Here is a 14898-nt window from a genome sequence, read left to right on the forward strand (position 1 = left end):
GAAGGCCTGTTCACGTTGCGTTCTCCGTGGCCGCTTCCACCGGCGGCGGGTGGTAGGCGATGCGCCCGGCGGGCAGGTAGAACAGCGCGATGACCGCGCCGCCGCGCGCCTCGGGGTAGTGGTGGCTGCCCGGGCCGGGCGCGGTCCAGCCGCCTTCGCACCAGCCATTGGGGCCGGCCAGCGCGGCGCCGGGGTTGAGCGGGATCACCATGTTCAGCTCGCCGTAGGGGTGGGCGTGGTACTGGCCGCGAAAGGTGTGGCCCGGATTGCCCTGCGTGTTGCCGGTGCTGTCCATGACCACCGCCGTGATGCTGAACCAGTGCGTGCGCGCCGAAGGCTCGGCGATGCGGCTGCGGCGGTAGTGCGGGCCGGTGATCTCGACGTTGGCGGCCCAGCCGTCGCGCACGCCGGCTTTCACGAGGCGCGCCAAGTCTTCGTACAGCGCGCTGCCCGGGCCGTGCGTGCTGTTCAGCCAGCGCTCCAGGGGCGTGCCGGCGGTCATGTCCTTGACCTCGTCCAGAAAGGCGATGCTGCGCTGGATGAGGGCTTCGCGGTCGTCGGTGGTCTGGGGTGACATCTTCATTCCTCCGATTTGAAGCCGGATGCGCGCACCACGGGCCCCCATTTGTCGCGCTCGGTCTGGATGTAGCGCTCGTAGGCCTTGGGGCTGAGGCTGAACAGCTCCAGGCCCACCTCTTCGAAGCCGGCCACCAGGGTCTCGTCGCGGCTGGCGGCGGTCACCGCCTCGTGCAGCGTCTTCACCGTGGCCTCGGGCGTGCCGGGCGGCGCGAAGAGGCCGTACGACTCCACGCCGGTGAGCGCGGCGTAGCCCTGCTCCGGAAAGCTCGGCACCGCCGGCAGGAAACGCGAGCGCTTCTCGCCGCTCACGGCCAGGATGCGCAGCTTGCCGCTCTGCAGGTAGGGCAGGAAGTCGGCCACGAAGCCGAGGTAGGCGGGGATCTGGCCGCCGAGCAGGTCGTTCATGGCCGGGGCCGAGCCGCGGTAGCCCACGTGCTGCAGCTGCAGGCCGGCCGCCTCGGAGAACTGGAAGCCCAGGAAGTGCGCCATCGAGCCGGCGGCGGGCGAGGCGTACATGGCGTGGGCGGGCGACTGCCGCACCCACTTCACGTAGTCGGCCAGTGTCTTCACCGAGGTGGGCACCGCATGGCCCACCGCCAGCGCGCAGGTGGCCGAGACCACCGGCGAGATGGGCACGAAGTCGGCCACCGCGTCGTACATGAGCTTGGTGTAGACGTGCGGGTAGATGCTGAGCGCCGAGGTGTGGGTGCACAGCAGGGTGTTGCCGTCGGCGCGCTCGCGCTTGAGCTGCGCGCTGGCCACGCGACCGGCGGCGCCCGCGCGGTTGTCCACGATGAAGCTCGCGCCCTGCTTGCGCCAGGCCTCGGCCACGCGGCGCGCGGTCTGGTCCAGCGTGCCGCCCGGGGGGTAGCCGACGAGCAGCCGGCGCACGGTGGTCTGCGCCCAGCTGGCGGGCTGCCAGGCGGTGGCGGCCAGGGCGACGAGGCTGGTGGCGCCGAAGCGCCGGCGCGAGAGGGTGTTCATGGTGGGGCTCCGTGGGGTTCAGGGTGGGAATATGCGGATGATCGCCATCGATCGACTTGAATGGAATCGCTGTTTTTGCAAGAGCAAAATGCACGCCATGCAATTCGCCAAGGACACGCCATGAGCATCGGACGCATCGACCTGAACCTCATCAAGGTGTTCGACGCGGTGCACGAAGACCGCAACCTGCTGCGCGCGGGCAAACGCCTGAACCTGAGCCAGTCGGCGGTGAGCCACGCGCTCACGCGCCTGCGCGAGGTGGTGGGCGACGAACTGTTCGTGCGCACGGCCAAGGGCATGGTGCCCACGGCGCGCGCCATGGCCATGGCCGACGAGCTGCGCGATGCGCTGCGCCGCATCGAGGCCACGCTGGGCGTGGAGCCGTTCGACCCGGCGCGCTCCACCCGGCGCTTCGTGCTCGCCGCCAACGACCACCTCACGGCGGTGATGGTGGCCGAGCTCAGCCGGCTGATGGCGCTGGAGGCGCCGGGCATCGACCTGGTGGTGCGCCCCTCCACGCGGCTGGACCTCGCGGAGCAGATCGACGTGGGCCGCATCGACCTCGCGGTGGGCATCTTCGCGCAGGTGCCTTCGCGCCTGAGCTCGCGCACGCTCATGACGCAGGGCGAGCGGATCGTGATGCGCAAGGACCACCCGGCCTCGCGCCGAAAGCTCGCGCTGGCGGACCTCGCGCGCTACCCGCTGGTGACGGTGTCGGTGGGTGGGCAGGAAGAGGGCGCGGTGGGCGGCTTCATCCTGGAGCGGGGGCTGGCTCGGCAGGCCGAGATGTTCGACCGCCATGCGCTCGAAGAGGCCTTGTCCGCCGTGGCCCTGGCGCCGCGCTACCGCGCCACCGTGCCGCACTCGCTGGCGATTCCCGCGCTGCTGCGCGGCTCGGACATGCTGTCCATCATGCCGTCGTCGCTCGCGCGCAACCTGGCCGAAAGCGGCGAACTGCGCATGCGCGAACCGCCCTACCCCAGCGCCCTGTCCACCTTCCGCGCGGTCTGGCACAGCCGCAACGACCACGACCCGGCGCACGTGTGGCTGCGCGACGGGGTGGCGCGCGCGGCGGCGCAGGTGGCCTGAGCGGGCGTTCAGATCGCGTCGAAGTGCGCCTGCAGCGCGCGCTCGGCCCGGGCGCGGGCCTGCGCCACGGCGTCCGCGCCGCCGCCGGTGCCCTCGACCGTGAAGAAGGTGACATCGCGCAGGCCGATCACGGCCAGCACGGCGCGCAGGTAGGGCGTGAGGAAGTCGGGCTGGCGCGCGCGCTCGCCCGAGAACGCACCACCCGAGGACACGGCCACCAGCACCGGGCGGTCGCGCAGCCGGCCGAGCTTGCCCTGAGGCCCCACGTCGAAGCTGCGGCGCACGCGCACGATGTGGTCGATCCAGGCCTTGAGCGCGGCGGGCACGCTGAAGTTGTGCATGGGGGTGGCGATCACCACCACGTCGGCCCGCTCGAGTTCGCTGATGAGGGTTTCGGAGAGGGACAGCGTGCCCGCGTTCGATGCCTCGGCCGGCGAGGCCTGCGCGGCGCCCAGCGCGGTGGCGTGCGCGCCATCGATGGGCGGCGGCGCGTCGGTGCCCAGCGCCCGCTCGACCCGCGCCGCCGTGGGGTGGGCGCGTTGCAGGTGCTCGATGATGCGCAGGGCGAGCCGGTGGCTCTCGGAGTCGGGGCCACGGGGGCTGAAGCTGAGGTGAAGGATGTTCATGGGCGGCATTCTTGGGCCGGCATGGCCCATCGAAAAGAGCCATGAATCGATAAGATGGCTGGGCCATGCCGAACCGACCGCCCCCCGCCCTCTCGCCGCTGGACCCGTCGTCCACCGAGCCCTTCTACCGCCAGATCCACGAGCGCTTTCGCGGCGCCATCGCCAGCGGCGTGCTCAAGCCCGGCGACCGCATCCCGTCCGCGCGGGCGCTGATGACCGAGCTGGGCCTGGCCCGGGGCACGGTGGAGGCGGCGTATGCGCTGCTCGGCGCCGAGGGCTACATCCAGGCGCGGGGCCAGGCCGGCACCATCGTGACGCCGGGCCTCAAGCCGCGCATGCCCGTGGCCCTGCCCGAGCGAGCGCCGCGCAGCGGCAGCGCGGCGGCGGGTTTCCGGCCCGACTCCATCCTGCCGTTCCAGTTGGGCCTGCCCGCGCTGGACGCGTTCCCGCGCAAGATCTGGGCGCGCCTGGGCGCGCGCTGCGTGCGCGCCATGCAGCCGGCCGACATGGCGCACCCGCCGGTGCAAGGCCTGCCCGCGCTGCGCGCCGAGATCGCCGCCTACCTCCAGGTCTCGCGCGGCATCGCCTGCTCGGCCTCGCAGGTGTTCGTGACCTCGGGCTACCGCCAGACCATGGAGCTGATCGCGCACGCCCTGCTGAAAGAGGGCGACCGCGTGTGGCTGGAAGACCCCGGCTACCCGCCCACGCGCGAGTTGCTCGGCCAGCGGGGCATCACCCCCGTGCCGGTGCCGGTGGATGGCGAGGGTCTGCAGGTGGCCCAGGGCCTGAAGCTCGCGCCCCGCGCGCGCGCGGCGGTGGTGACGCCCGCGCACCAGAGCCCGCTGTGCGTGTCGCTCTCGCTGCCGCGCCGCCAGGCCCTGCTGGACTGGGCCGCGCGCGCCAAGGCCTGGATCGTGGAGGACGACTACGACGGCGAATACCGCTACGTCAGCCGCCCGCTGCCCGCGCTCAAGAGCCTGGACCGCGAAGGCCGCGTGCTGTACGCGGGCACCTTCAGCAAGGTGCTGTTTCCCGGCATCCGCCTGGCCTACCTGGTGGTGCCGCCCTCGCAGGTGGCGCGCTTCGAGCAGGTCAGCGAGGTCTTTGCCGGCGGCAGCCCCGCGCTCACGCAGGCCATCGTCACAGGCTTCATCACCGAAGGCCATTTCGCGCGCCACATCCAGCGCATGCGCAAGCTGTACGCGCAGCGCCGCGAGGCCGCGACGGCGGGCCTCGAACGCGTGCTCGGCGCCCACCTCAGCATCGACGCCCCGCCGGGTGGCATGCACCTGGTGCTGCGGCTCAAGGCCCGCCGCTCCGACCGCCGGCTGGCCGCGCGCCTGCGCGAAGAAGGCCTGTCCGCCGAGGCGCTGTCGGACTGGGCGATGGACGGGCCCGTGGCGCCGGCCCTGCTGCTCGGCTTCACGAACATCGAGACCGAGGCCGTGGCCGAGAAGCTCGGCGCGCGCATCCTGCGGCTGCTGTAGCGGAAGGGGCCAGATCATGGCCCAGAGAGAAACGCGCATCTTGGCTCTTTCTGGATGGGCCATGAATGCGCACCATGGCGACCTTCGAAACTTTCTTTCAAGGAACCGTCATGAACCCGAATCGCATCGAATACGCCCAGGTCTCGCCCGAGAGTTACAAGGCCTTTGGCGGCGTGTACGCCAGCGTCCAGAAAAGCGGCCTGCCCAAGGGCCTGGTCGACCTCGTGTACCTGCGCGTCTCGCAGATCAACGGCTGCGCCTTCTGCATCGACATGCACACCCGCGACCTGCTCAAGGGCGGCCTCGCGGTGGACAAGCTCGCCCTGGTGCCCGTGTGGCACGACGCGCGTGGCCTGTTCACCCCCCGCGAGCGCGCCGCGCTGGCCTGGGCCGAGAGCGTCACGCGCGTGGCCGACACCGGCGTGCCCGATGCCGACTACGCGGCCGCCGCCGCCGAGTTCAGCGACAAGGAATTGGCCGACCTCACCTACGCCATCGGCCTCATGAACGCCTTCAACCGCTTCGGTGTGGCCTTCCGCGCCACGCCTGCCGCCGCCGCCAAGGCCTGAACGCCATGGCGTGGACCCTGCTCGGCATCGCCGGCCTGCTCGAAATCGCCTTCGCCCTGGCGATGAAGTCCTCGCTGGGCTTCACGCGCCTGTGGCCTTCGCTGCTCACGGTCGCCACCGGTGTGTGCAGCGTGGTGCTGCTCTCGCTCTCGCTGCGCACGCTGCCCGTGGGCACGGGCTACGCCGTGTGGACCGGCATCGGCGCGGCGGGCACCGCGCTGCTCGGCATGGCGCTCCTGGGCGACCCGGTCGCGCCGCTGCGCCTGCTGTGCATCGCGCTCATCCTCGCTGGCGTGATCGGGCTCAAGCTGGCCTGAGGGCCGAACGGCGGCTACCAGGCCGCGAACACGTCTTCGGCGATGCCGAAGGCGGTGCTCGCGCCGGTGCCACTGGTCACGAGCACGAGGCGCGTGGCATCGTCGGGGGCGTCGATGAAGCAGTCGCGGGTGGCGGACGAGGGGTAGGTGCCGACCCACCGGGCGCTGACGGTCGCCTGCTGGAGCTTGAGCGTTTCGCGAAGGTGGCGCAGGATCAATGCGTCCACGTGCTCTTGCGCGAACGGCTCGGGTGCCGCGCCGTAGTGATGCGAGTCACCCACCACCAGCGAACCGTCGGCGCTTTGCACCACGATGAGGTGGATGCCGTGGGCCAGCGATTCGCTCTCTTCGTGCCGAAGCTGGGCGAGCAAGGGCGCGGCTTCGGGCAACTGGCTGTAGCCGTGATAGCGGACCAGGCTCAGATCGCCCATCACCGAGCCCGGCAGCCGGAACCCGGCCTCTGGCGTGACCCGCAACATCTGCAGTTGGCACAGGCGCAAGTCTTGTGCGGCCAGCCGCTCGGAAAACAGGCCGTGCAGTTCGGTGTTGGTGCACACGGCCACGCGATCGGCGTGCAGCACGGCGCGCGAGGTTCGAACGCGCGGCGTGGCGACCTCCAGCACGGCTTCGCCAAAGCGGAAGACCACGCCGTGCCGCTCGGCCAACCAGCGGGCCAGCAAGCCGATGGCGGTGCGGGACTCCACCCGCATGTCGTGCGGGCTGTACAGGACGGCCTGCGCTTCATCCAGCCGCAGCACCGGTGCACGGCGCCGGGCTTCGGCCGGCGTGAGCAGCTCGCAGCCTTCACCCATCTCTGTGCGCATGAAGGCTTCCACCACGGCGCGTGCCAGCGGTCGCCGCGCGCAGAGGTACAGGCCGCGGTGCAGGACGTCGATGCCGGCTTGCGGGGCCACCGTGTCCCACACCTCGCGCGAGCGGCGCGCCCGGCGCCAGGTGCTGCCCGCGCCTTGGCCCGTGACCGTGACGAAGCCGAAGTTGCGGATCGACGCGCCGATGCAGGCGGCGTCGCGCTCGACCACGCAGACCTTCAGGCCTCGGCTGGCCGCCGTGTAGGCGTGGGCCAGGCCCACGATGCCGGCGCCCACGACGATCAGGTCGAAGTGGGACGGCGCGGTGCTGGGCGTGTGAAGGATGTCCGTCATTTTTTTGGAGTTCGATGAGAAACAGGCCAGGCGCTTTTTTTCAGATGAATCGTTTTCGCACCTTGGCCGACACCAGGTCGATCAGAGAGACCGTCACCACCAGGATCAACAGCACCGCGGCGGTCTGCCCGTACTGGAAGCTGCGGATCACCTCGTACAGCACCACCCCGATGCCGCCGGCGCCCACCATGCCCACCACCGAGGCGGAGCGCACGTTCGACTCGAAACGGTACAAGGTGAAGCTGAGCCACAGCGGCAGCACCTGCGGAATGACACCGTGGATCACCTCCACCAGACGGTGGCCCCCGGTGGCGCGGATGCCTTCGACCGGGCGCGGGTCGATGGCTTCCACCGACTCGGAGAAGAGCTTGGCGAGCGTGCCGGTGGTGTGGATGGCCAGCGCCAGCACACCTGCGAACGGACCCAGGCCGACCGCCACGATGAACAGCATCGCGAACACCATTTCATTGATGGCTCGGCAGGCGTCCATGAGGCGGCGCATGGGCTGGTACACCCAGGGCGGTGCCACGTTCGAGGCGCACAGCAACCCGGCCGGGACCGCCGCCACGAGCGCCAACACCGTGCCCCAGATGGCGATGTGCACGGTGACCAGCATCTCGTTGGCGTAGATGCGCCAGTCGCGGAAGTCCGGCGGGAAGAAGTCGCTGGCGTAGGTGCCGATGTTGCCGGCGTCGCGGATCAGATCGAGCGGCCGGATCTCCGCGCCGCGCCAGGCCCAGGCCAGCACGCCCAGCACCACGGCCCACGCCAGGTAGGTCAGCAGGCCCGGCCGCTCGCTTTCGGCGCGCGCCCTCAGTCGATCCAGCGCCGCCGCGCTGGGCGCGGCGCGGGGGAGGGTCGTGGCGCTCACAGCTTCAGGGCCGCCAGCCTGGCGTCGATGTCGGCGATCTGCCTGGCCCGCGTCGCGGCATCCAGCGCGGTGTCGTTCTCGATCTTGCTGCGGTCCTTGAACAGCTCGAGCTGGCGGATCGGCACCAGCTGTTCATTGCTCGACTCGCGGAAGCCCCCGTAGTTGTAGATGTTCTTGAGAATCGTCTTTTCCTGCTCGTCGGTCTTGGCGTAGTTCAGGATGAAGCCCTTGAGCTTGGCCTTGACGGTCGGGTCCAGGTCCTTGCGCCAGACGAAGGGGTCGCTGGGGATCAGGGGGCTTTCCCACAGCACGCGAATCTGGCTGGCCAGCTCGGGCTTGTTGGCCTTGAGCTTGTCCAGCTCTTCGGTGTTGTTGGTCGCCACATCGATCTGGCGGGCCAGCACGGCCTGGATGTTGGCGCCGTGGCTGGCGTTGCGCGCGGTCTTGAAGGCCGTGCGGTAGTCGATCTTGTTCTGCGAGAACAGGTAGAAGGTCGGGACGAGGAAGCCGGACGTGGAGTTCGGGTCGCCGATGCCGAAGTTCAGCGACTTTCCGTTCTTCACCACGTCGTCCCACGACTTCAGCGGGCTGTCCTGGCGGGTGATGAGCAGGCTTTTGTAGCCGAAGCTGCCGTCGGCGAACATGACCTGCGCGAAGACCTCGCCGTTGGCGCGATCGACCGCTTCCATGGCCGACTTGTTGCCGTACCAGGCCACCTGGATCTTGTTGAAGCGCATGGCCTCGATCACGCCCGCGTAGTCGGGTGCGTAGAAGGACTTGACGCTCAGGCCCGTCTTCTTCTCCATGTCGCGGAAGAAGGGCTCCCAGCGTTCGCGCTGGGTCGAGGCCGAATCGGTGGCGATGATGCCGAAGTTGATGTCCTGCGCATGGGCGACGGTGGCCGCGAGCGACAGCGCGGCGATGGCCAGGGTGTGAAGCTTGAACATGGAATTTCCTTTGGGAGGTTGGGGTGTGAGAGAAGCGGGCGCCGGCCTCAGGCCGCCAGCGCCAGTGGGAACATGTCGCGCGCAGGGGCCTCGGTGCCGGGCTCGTGCAGAAGTTCCGCCGCGGCGGTGCCGTAGAGGTGCTGGAGGAAACCCGGCGTCAGTGCATTGCTGGGGCCGTCGTAGACCAGGGCGCCATCGCGCAGCGCCACCACGCGATCGCTGTAGCGCTGCGCCAGCGCCACGTGGTGAAGGCTCACCACCAGCGTCATGCCCGACTCGCGGTTCAGGGCGGCCAGTTGCTCCATCACGCGGTGGGTGGACTGCGGATCCAGGGACGCGACCGGCTCGTCGGCCAGCACCAGTTCGGCGCCTTGCAACAGGACGCGCGCGATGGCCGCGCGTTGCTGCTGCCCACCCGACAACGTGGACGCCCGCTGGAAGGCTTGAGGCATCAGGCCGATGGCATCGAGCGCGTCCAAGGCCCGGGCCTGGTCGCTCATGTCGTACCGGCCGGCGAGTGCGCGCCACAGCGGCGCCTCCGCGGCCAGGCCCGTCATCACGTTTTGCATCACGCTCAGGCGGCCGACCAGGTTGAACTGCTGAAAGATCACGCCGATGCGCCGCCGCAGGGCGCGGATGTCCGGGCTGAGCCGGCCCCGCGCCTGCAGCAACTGGCCGAAGGCCTCGATGCGCCCGCCGTCCGGGTCGGTGGTTTCGAGCCCGCACAGGCACCGGATCAGCGTCGACTTGCCGGAGCCGGACGCCCCCAGCAGGGCCACGCGCTCACCGCGCCGGACCTCCAGAGACACATTGCGCAATGCCTGATGGCTGCCGTAGCTGCGGTGCACGGCGCTTGCGCTCAAGACGATGGGATTCATGGAATGGAGGCCTTGCGCGCCGGGGTGGCGATGGGCCTTGCAACTGGGATGAGGGCAGTATTTCGACGCCGTTTGACAGATCCGTGACAGCGCACGCCCCCTCAGCCATTTAATCCATTCAAAAATTTATCGTTAACTATTGATCCAATCTATGCATCTTTTCAGCGACCCCAGCGCTTCTTCTTCGCGCAAAAAAAACAGCCCCCGAGGGGGCTGTGAAAAAGGTGGAGTCATCTGGGATGGACCACCCTTGGAGAGACGTTGCGGCGGCGGCGTCGCCAGATAAGTGTCTGAGCGGCGCCTTCCAGAAAAAGTTCAGAACGTGTGGCGGATGCCGACGGCGAACTCGGTGATGTCGTTGTCCGCCGCCGAGGTCAGGCCGGCCGGCAGCGCCGCATTGAAACGACCCAGGCCGCCGGCGCCGGCGTTGGCGTCGTTGCGGAAACGGGTCAGGCTCGAATAGAGGGCCGTGCGCTTGGAGAGGTCGTACACCACGCCCACGCCAAAGGCCTTGCTGTCCGCGTTGCTCAGGTTCTTGGGCGAGTTGAGCACGTACTGCGCTTTCCAGGTGGTCTTGCCGGTCTGGTAGTCCACACCGATCCAGGCGCCTTCGCCATCGAGATCGGCCACGCGCTTGTCGTCGAAGTTGATGTAGCCGGCCACCACGCGGAACGGCGCGAAGTTGTAGGCGCCCGACAGCGTGCCGATGCGCGCGTCCGTCGAATTCACGCCGATGCCGCCACGGGCTTCGTCGGTGAGGTAGGAGCCGATCACGTCGAAGCCATGGCCGGTGTAGCGCACCGAGGCTTCCATCACCTGGTTGTCGCCGCTGGCGCCGGCGACTTCACCCATGCCGTAGACCGCGCCCAGCTTGAAGCCGGCCAGGCTCGGGGATTCGTACTTGATCGAGTTGTTGATCCGCGCGGGACCACCGTTGCCCGTGGCGCCCGCTTGCGGAGGCGCACCGGTGGCCGACGCACCGCGCACCAGCTCGTAGCCGCCGCCGAAGCCGCCGATGAGTGCGGTGGACGGGCCGGCGGCCGCGCTGGTGAACAGGCTGTGGTCGTTCGTGGCGGCGTAGAGCGCGGTGTACTGGCGACCGAGCGAGACCGAACCGAAGGCGCCGGACAAGCCCACGTGCGCCTGGCGGCCGAACATCGCGCCGCCTTGGCCGCTGGTGCCATCGTCCACGTTCACGCCACCTTCCAGCGTGAAGTTTGCGCGCAGGCCACCGCCCAGGTCTTCCGTGCCACGCAGACCAAAACGGCTGCCGGCCAGGCCACCCGATTGCGCGCGGGACAGCGAGTTCGCGCCATCGGCGTACTGATAGAACATGTCCGCCACGCCATACAGCGTGACGCTCGACTGGGCGAAGGAGGGAACTGCAAGTGCTGCAAGAGCGGCTGCGGCGGCGATTTTTTTCATGGTGTCTTTTCTTGGGTAAAGAAAGTTGAGGGCGAACGAGGCCGTCCCTGGCGAAAACCGGGGTTGGCATTTCCATGGAAGGAACAGGAGGGCGGGGGCGGTCAGGAAGGCGGTGGTGCCGCGGCCTGGAAGACGGCGCGCAGCGCGCCTGCGCCGATGGCGCAATGAAGATGACGAAGGTGGAAGCCCATGGAAAGAACTATAGGCACGACCTCGCTTCGGATAAAGACGATAACCAGGAGTAGTCTGTTTCTATTGCGTCAACAATGCGCCGGGCTTTTCCGCGCGCGCTTGTACCATCCGGGCTGCATCAACGAACGAGGCGTCCATGTCGGCAACGGTCCTGCTGCTCCAGCTCATCGTCATCCTGGTCACCGCGCGCGCCTGCGGCTGGCTGCTCCGTTACCTCGGCCAGCCCAGCGTGGTCGGTGAAATGGCCGCCGGCATGCTGCTCGGGCCGGTCGTCATGGGGGCGCTGTTCCCCTCGCTGCACGCGCAGATCTTCGACAAGGCCTCGCTCGCCGGTCTGTCCGCGCTGTCGACCGTGGGCCTGGTGATGTTCATGTTCATCGTGGGCCTCGAGCTGCGCGCCCACAAGGGCGCGCGCGAACAGCTGCGATCCGCTGGCGCCGTGGGCGTGCTGAGCGTGGTCGTGCCGATCGCGCTGGGCCTGGCGATCTCGCCCGCGCTGCACCCCACGCTGGCGCCCGCCGGTGTGGGCTTCTGGCCCTTCGCGCTGTTCATCGCCGCGGCGCTGTCGATCACCGCCTTCCCGGTGATGGCCCGCATCCTCAAAGACCAGGGCCTCACGCACACGCGGTTCGGGCAACTCTCGCTGGCCTCCGCGGCCGTGGTCGACGTGTTCGCCTGGGTGCTCGTGGCCTTCGTCGTGGCCCTGGTGGGCGCGGGCGATGGCTACGCGGGGCTGGCCCGAATCGGCATCGGCGTCGTCGTGCTCGTGGGCACGCTCTTCTGGGTCGTGCGGCCGGCCTTCGCGTGGTGGCTGCGCAAGCACGCGCCCGACGGCGAGCCCGGCCTTTCGGTGCTCGCGGCCCTCATGATCGGTTTGCTGGCGACCGCGCTGGCGACCGAATGGCTGCACCTGCACGCGGTCTTCGGCGCCTTTCTTTTCGGTGCCGCGCTGCCGCGCGACGACCAGCTGCTCAACTCGCTCGCCCAGCGCATCGAACCGTTTTCCATCGTGCTGCTGATGCCGCTGTTCTTCGCGCTGGCGGGCCTGGGCACCACGGCGAACGCTTTCGTTGGCGGCGGGCTCGGCGCCATGCTGCTCGTGCTCGGCGTGCGCACAGTGGGCAAGATCGCCGGTGGGGCTGCGGGCGCGCGCATCGCTGGCTACTCGTGGCGCGACAGTCTGGCCACCGGCGCGCTGATGAACGCGCGGGGCCTGATGGAACTCATCGTGATGAAGATCGGCCTGGACGCCGGCCTGATCGGCCCGGAGCTCTTCACCATCCTTCTCGTCATGGCCCTGGTGACCACCGCCATGACCACGCCGCTGATGACGCTGTTCTCGGGTGTCGGCCGCGCGCGCCCACACCCCAGCCCCGAGCACCCGACCCACCCCTACCGGCCTTGAGCCCCAGGAGCAGACCTTCGATGGAACCCACCACCTCTTCCCTGCCGCATGCGCCCCTGCCCGCCTACTACCGCGACGAGGCCGACCATGCGCGCTACGTGCGCCGCATCTTCGACGAGACCGCCGTCGACTACGACCGCATCGAGCGCGCCATGGCGTTCGGCTCGGGTGGCTGGTACCGGCGCGAGGCCTTGGTGCGGGCGGGCCTGGCGGCCGGCGACAAGGTGGTGGACGTGGGCATCGGCACGGGGTTGCTCGCGCGCCAGGCCTGCGACTTGATCGGCGAGCACGGCCGCCTGATCGGCGTGGACCCGAGCCCCGGCATGCTGGCGCAGGTGGACCTGCCGGGCGTGGAACTGCGCGCCGGCCGGGCGGAGGAACTGCCCTGCGCCACGGGCGAAGCCGACTTCCTGAGCTTTGGCTATGCCTTCCGGCACGTGTCGGACGTGGACGCCGCACTGCGCGAATTCCACCGCGTGCTGCGGCCCGGCGGCCGGCTGCTGATCCTGGAAATCAGCCAACCTTCGAGCCGCCTTTCGCGCACCCTGGTGAAGTTCTACATGCGCCGCATCGTGCCCACCCTGGCGCACTTCGTGGCCCGCGAGCGCGGCAGCGCGGAGCTGTGGCGCTACTACTGGGACACCATCGAAACCTGCATCCCGCCCGCGCAGATTTTGCAGGCCATGGAGCGCGCCGGCTTCCAGCAAGTGCAGCGCCACACCGAGCTCGGCGTGTTCTCGGAGTACACCGCCGTGCGGCCCTGAGAAAAGACCTCGTCGGTCAGTCCGCCTTCATGACCGTCTCGCCGCGCAGCGCCCCCATGTCGCGGATGTTGAAGCGGTGCCGCTTCCAGCCCGCATACGTGCGGCGCCAGTTCGCCACCGAGACCACGTAGTAGATCAGCTTGAACATCACCAGCGACATCCGATAGGCCGGGCCGTGGTGAATGTCCGCCGCCAGCAGCGACATGAGACCCTGCTTCACCTTGAACCGGTTGTTCGGGTGCATGAACATGTCGCGAATGGTGGGGTTGGTGACGCGGTAGATGAACCACGAATAGTCGCGCGGGCCCACGCGCACGCGCTTCTCGTAAGCGGCGCGGGCCGCGGGCAGGCGCTGCGGCGCGTCCAGCGCCGTGGTGACGAACTGCGCGCCGTCAAAGCCGCTTTGCATCGCCAGAAACACGCCCGAAGAAAACATCGGGTCGATGAACGTGAACGCATCGCCCACCATCAGGTAGCGGTCGCCAGTGGCGTGCGTGCTGGAGTACGAGAAGTTGCCCGTGGCATGCACCTGGTCGTCCACCAGCGTGGCGTTCTTCAGGCGGTCGTGCAGCTCGGGGCACAGGGCGATGGTGTCGAAGAAGTAGTCTTTCAGCGGCTTGTCGCGCGCTTTCAGGTAATAGGCCCAACACACCGCGCCCACGCTCGTGGTGCCGTCGGCCAGCGGAATGAACCAGAACCAGCCGTGCTCGAACCAGCAGATGCTGATGTTGCCCTCGCGCTTGCCTTCCAGGCGCCGCGCGCCGCGGGAAGTGCGCAGAACAGCGCCGTGCTGTTGTGGTCCTTGTTCTTTTCCTTGCACTTGAACTTGTTCGCCAGCAAGGTGTCGCGGCCCGTGGCGTCCACCACGAAGCGGGCGCGCCAGCGGCGCTTTTCACCGCTGTCGAGCACCGCCTCGGCACTGGCGCCCTCGTCGTCGAAAGCCACCTCGGTGACCTTCGCGCCTTCGAGCGCCTCGGCGCCCACCTTGGCCGCATGGCGAAACAACAGCTCGTCCATCTCGGAACGGCGCACCTGCCAGGCCGATGCCATCGACGGATCCCAACCCTCGGCGAAATCGACATAGCTGCAATAGTCCAGATCCGGCGGAACGAACTCGATGCCGAACTTCGGCATGCCGATTTTTTCGATCTGGTCCCGCACACCGAGCTTGTCGAACAAGGCCACGTTGCCGGGCAACAGCGACTCGCCGATGTGGAAGCGGGGATGGTGCTCCTTCTCCAGCAACACCACCTTGCGGCCTTCGCGCGCGAGCAGGGCGGCGATGGTCGAGCCGGCGGGGCCGCCGCCGATGACTAGGACGTCGCAGTTGTCTTCAGGGTGCATTGGGGGCTCTTGGGGTGGTGCGGGCGGATGAGGGCTGAAAAATACCATGTAGGGAGGCTGTCCTAGTGGATCGCGACTGCTCCAGACAGGCCTCGGACTTTCATGACCATGGCGCTGAAGGGTCACGATGGAACCTCACTCCGCTGCGCCCGTCACGTTCACCACTGTGGTGTAAAATGGTGCACTTGCTCTTCAGTTCGGGGAATAGCCATGCGGGCTCAGGCAAAACGCAATGACAGCGGGGCACATGAGCGCACG

Annotated in this window: 14 protein-coding genes and 1 pseudogene; 6 read left to right on the forward strand and 9 right to left on the reverse strand. The window is 68.7% G+C overall.

What is annotated here, in order from left to right; all coding sequences use genetic code 11:
• Positions 1-10: 10 nt before the first annotated feature.
• The gene (locus ACFJGX_RS04770; RefSeq protein ID WP_382322501.1) at positions 11-577 is read right to left on the reverse strand and encodes a DUF4863 family protein; all 567 of its coding nucleotides are present in this window, start codon (positions 575-577) and stop codon (positions 11-13) included.
• A gap of 2 nt (positions 578-579) precedes the next feature.
• On the reverse strand, positions 580-1563 hold the full coding sequence (locus ACFJGX_RS04775) for a tripartite tricarboxylate transporter substrate-binding protein (protein WP_382327871.1): 984 nt from the start codon (positions 1561-1563) through the stop codon (positions 580-582).
• Positions 1564-1683: 120 nt separating this feature from the next.
• On the opposite strand from ACFJGX_RS04775, the gene ACFJGX_RS04780 reads away from it, so the two are divergent.
• Positions 1684-2652, forward strand: a complete 969-nt coding sequence (locus tag ACFJGX_RS04780) for a LysR substrate-binding domain-containing protein (RefSeq protein WP_382322499.1) — start codon at positions 1684-1686, stop codon at positions 2650-2652.
• Between the two features lie 8 nt (positions 2653-2660).
• On the opposite strand, the gene ACFJGX_RS04785 is transcribed toward ACFJGX_RS04780, so the two are convergent.
• Positions 2661-3278, reverse strand: a complete 618-nt coding sequence (locus ACFJGX_RS04785; protein WP_382322498.1) for an FMN-dependent NADH-azoreductase — start codon at positions 3276-3278, stop codon at positions 2661-2663.
• A 65-nt stretch (positions 3279-3343) separates the two neighbouring features.
• Between ACFJGX_RS04785 and ACFJGX_RS04790 the strand changes: the two genes are divergently transcribed.
• From ACFJGX_RS04790 to ACFJGX_RS04800, 3 genes are all read left to right on the forward strand, one after another.
• Entirely contained in the window at positions 3344-4765 is a 1422-nt protein-coding gene (locus ACFJGX_RS04790) for a PLP-dependent aminotransferase family protein (RefSeq protein WP_382327873.1), read from the forward strand.
• Between the two features lie 110 nt (positions 4766-4875).
• The gene (locus tag ACFJGX_RS04795) at positions 4876-5334 is read left to right on the forward strand and encodes a carboxymuconolactone decarboxylase family protein (RefSeq protein ID WP_382322497.1); all 459 of its coding nucleotides are present in this window, start codon (positions 4876-4878) and stop codon (positions 5332-5334) included.
• Between the two features lie 5 nt (positions 5335-5339).
• Entirely contained in the window at positions 5340-5651 is a 312-nt protein-coding gene (locus ACFJGX_RS04800; protein ID WP_382322496.1) for a DMT family transporter, read from the forward strand.
• A gap of 14 nt (positions 5652-5665) precedes the next feature.
• Here ACFJGX_RS04800 and ACFJGX_RS04805 read toward each other — a convergent pair whose 3' ends face one another.
• The 5 genes from ACFJGX_RS04805 to ACFJGX_RS04825 all read right to left on the reverse strand — a co-directional run bounded on the left by ACFJGX_RS04805 (position 5666) and on the right by ACFJGX_RS04825 (position 10935).
• Positions 5666-6814, reverse strand: a complete 1149-nt coding sequence (locus ACFJGX_RS04805; protein ID WP_382322495.1) for a TIGR03364 family FAD-dependent oxidoreductase — start codon at positions 6812-6814, stop codon at positions 5666-5668.
• A 40-nt stretch (positions 6815-6854) separates the two neighbouring features.
• Entirely contained in the window at positions 6855-7640 is a 786-nt protein-coding gene (gene phnE, locus ACFJGX_RS04810; RefSeq protein ID WP_382163808.1) for a phosphonate ABC transporter, permease protein PhnE, read from the reverse strand.
• Between the two features lie 41 nt (positions 7641-7681).
• On the reverse strand, positions 7682-8632 hold the full coding sequence (phnD, locus tag ACFJGX_RS04815) for a phosphonate ABC transporter substrate-binding protein (RefSeq protein WP_382322494.1): 951 nt from the start codon (positions 8630-8632) through the stop codon (positions 7682-7684).
• A 47-nt stretch (positions 8633-8679) separates the two neighbouring features.
• Complete coding sequence (gene phnC, locus ACFJGX_RS04820) at positions 8680-9510, reverse strand: phosphonate ABC transporter ATP-binding protein (RefSeq protein ID WP_382322493.1); 831 nt, start codon at positions 9508-9510, stop codon at positions 8680-8682.
• 315 nt (positions 9511-9825) lie between these two features.
• Positions 9826-10935 carry a porin gene (locus ACFJGX_RS04825; RefSeq protein ID WP_382152545.1) on the reverse strand — a complete coding sequence of 370 codons (1110 nt, stop codon included), beginning with the start codon at positions 10933-10935 and terminating at the stop codon, positions 9826-9828.
• Positions 10936-11263: 328 nt separating this feature from the next.
• On the opposite strand from ACFJGX_RS04825, the gene ACFJGX_RS04830 reads away from it, so the two are divergent.
• Together ACFJGX_RS04830 and ACFJGX_RS04835 are read left to right on the forward strand one after the other, a co-directional pair.
• Positions 11264-12532: a cation:proton antiporter gene (locus ACFJGX_RS04830; protein WP_382327875.1), complete on the forward strand. Its 1269-nt coding sequence runs from the start codon at positions 11264-11266 to the stop codon at positions 12530-12532.
• A 20-nt stretch (positions 12533-12552) separates the two neighbouring features.
• The gene (locus ACFJGX_RS04835) at positions 12553-13296 is read left to right on the forward strand and encodes a class I SAM-dependent methyltransferase (protein ID WP_382322490.1); all 744 of its coding nucleotides are present in this window, start codon (positions 12553-12555) and stop codon (positions 13294-13296) included.
• Between the two features lie 16 nt (positions 13297-13312).
• Here the strand turns inward: ACFJGX_RS04835 and ACFJGX_RS04840 are convergent.
• Positions 13313-14640 (reverse strand): annotated as a pseudogene (locus ACFJGX_RS04840) (NAD(P)/FAD-dependent oxidoreductase).
• Between the last annotated feature and the right edge of the window lie 258 nt (positions 14641-14898).

The organism is Hydrogenophaga sp. UC242_50, assembly GCF_042697355.1.
Lineage (GTDB): Bacteria > Pseudomonadota > Gammaproteobacteria > Burkholderiales > Burkholderiaceae_C > Hydrogenophaga.

Excerpts from the sequence above, each read along its gene's own strand:
- ACFJGX_RS04805 (WP_382322495.1), bottom strand. The coding sequence starts at position 6,814 with ATGACGGACATCCTTCACACGCCCAGCACCGCGCCGTCCCACTTCGAC.
- ACFJGX_RS04770 (WP_382322501.1), bottom strand. The coding sequence starts at position 577 with ATGTCACCCCAGACCACCGACGACCGCGAAGCCCTCATCCAGCGCAGC.
- ACFJGX_RS04780 (WP_382322499.1), top strand. The coding sequence starts at position 1,684 with ATGAGCATCGGACGCATCGACCTGAACCTCATCAAGGTGTTCGACGCG.
- ACFJGX_RS04800 (WP_382322496.1), top strand. The coding sequence starts at position 5,340 with ATGGCGTGGACCCTGCTCGGCATCGCCGGCCTGCTCGAAATCGCCTTC.
- ACFJGX_RS04790 (WP_382327873.1), top strand. The coding sequence starts at position 3,344 with ATGCCGAACCGACCGCCCCCCGCCCTCTCGCCGCTGGACCCGTCGTCC.
- ACFJGX_RS04830 (WP_382327875.1), top strand. The coding sequence starts at position 11,264 with ATGTCGGCAACGGTCCTGCTGCTCCAGCTCATCGTCATCCTGGTCACC.
- ACFJGX_RS04785 (WP_382322498.1), bottom strand. The coding sequence starts at position 3,278 with ATGAACATCCTTCACCTCAGCTTCAGCCCCCGTGGCCCCGACTCCGAG.
- ACFJGX_RS04825 (WP_382152545.1), bottom strand. The coding sequence starts at position 10,935 with ATGAAAAAAATCGCCGCCGCAGCCGCTCTTGCAGCACTTGCAGTTCCC.
- ACFJGX_RS04835 (WP_382322490.1), top strand. The coding sequence starts at position 12,553 with ATGGAACCCACCACCTCTTCCCTGCCGCATGCGCCCCTGCCCGCCTAC.
- ACFJGX_RS04795 (WP_382322497.1), top strand. The coding sequence starts at position 4,876 with ATGAACCCGAATCGCATCGAATACGCCCAGGTCTCGCCCGAGAGTTAC.
- phnC (WP_382322493.1), bottom strand. The coding sequence starts at position 9,510 with ATGAATCCCATCGTCTTGAGCGCAAGCGCCGTGCACCGCAGCTACGGC.
- ACFJGX_RS04775 (WP_382327871.1), bottom strand. The coding sequence starts at position 1,563 with ATGAACACCCTCTCGCGCCGGCGCTTCGGCGCCACCAGCCTCGTCGCC.
- phnD (WP_382322494.1), bottom strand. The coding sequence starts at position 8,632 with ATGTTCAAGCTTCACACCCTGGCCATCGCCGCGCTGTCGCTCGCGGCC.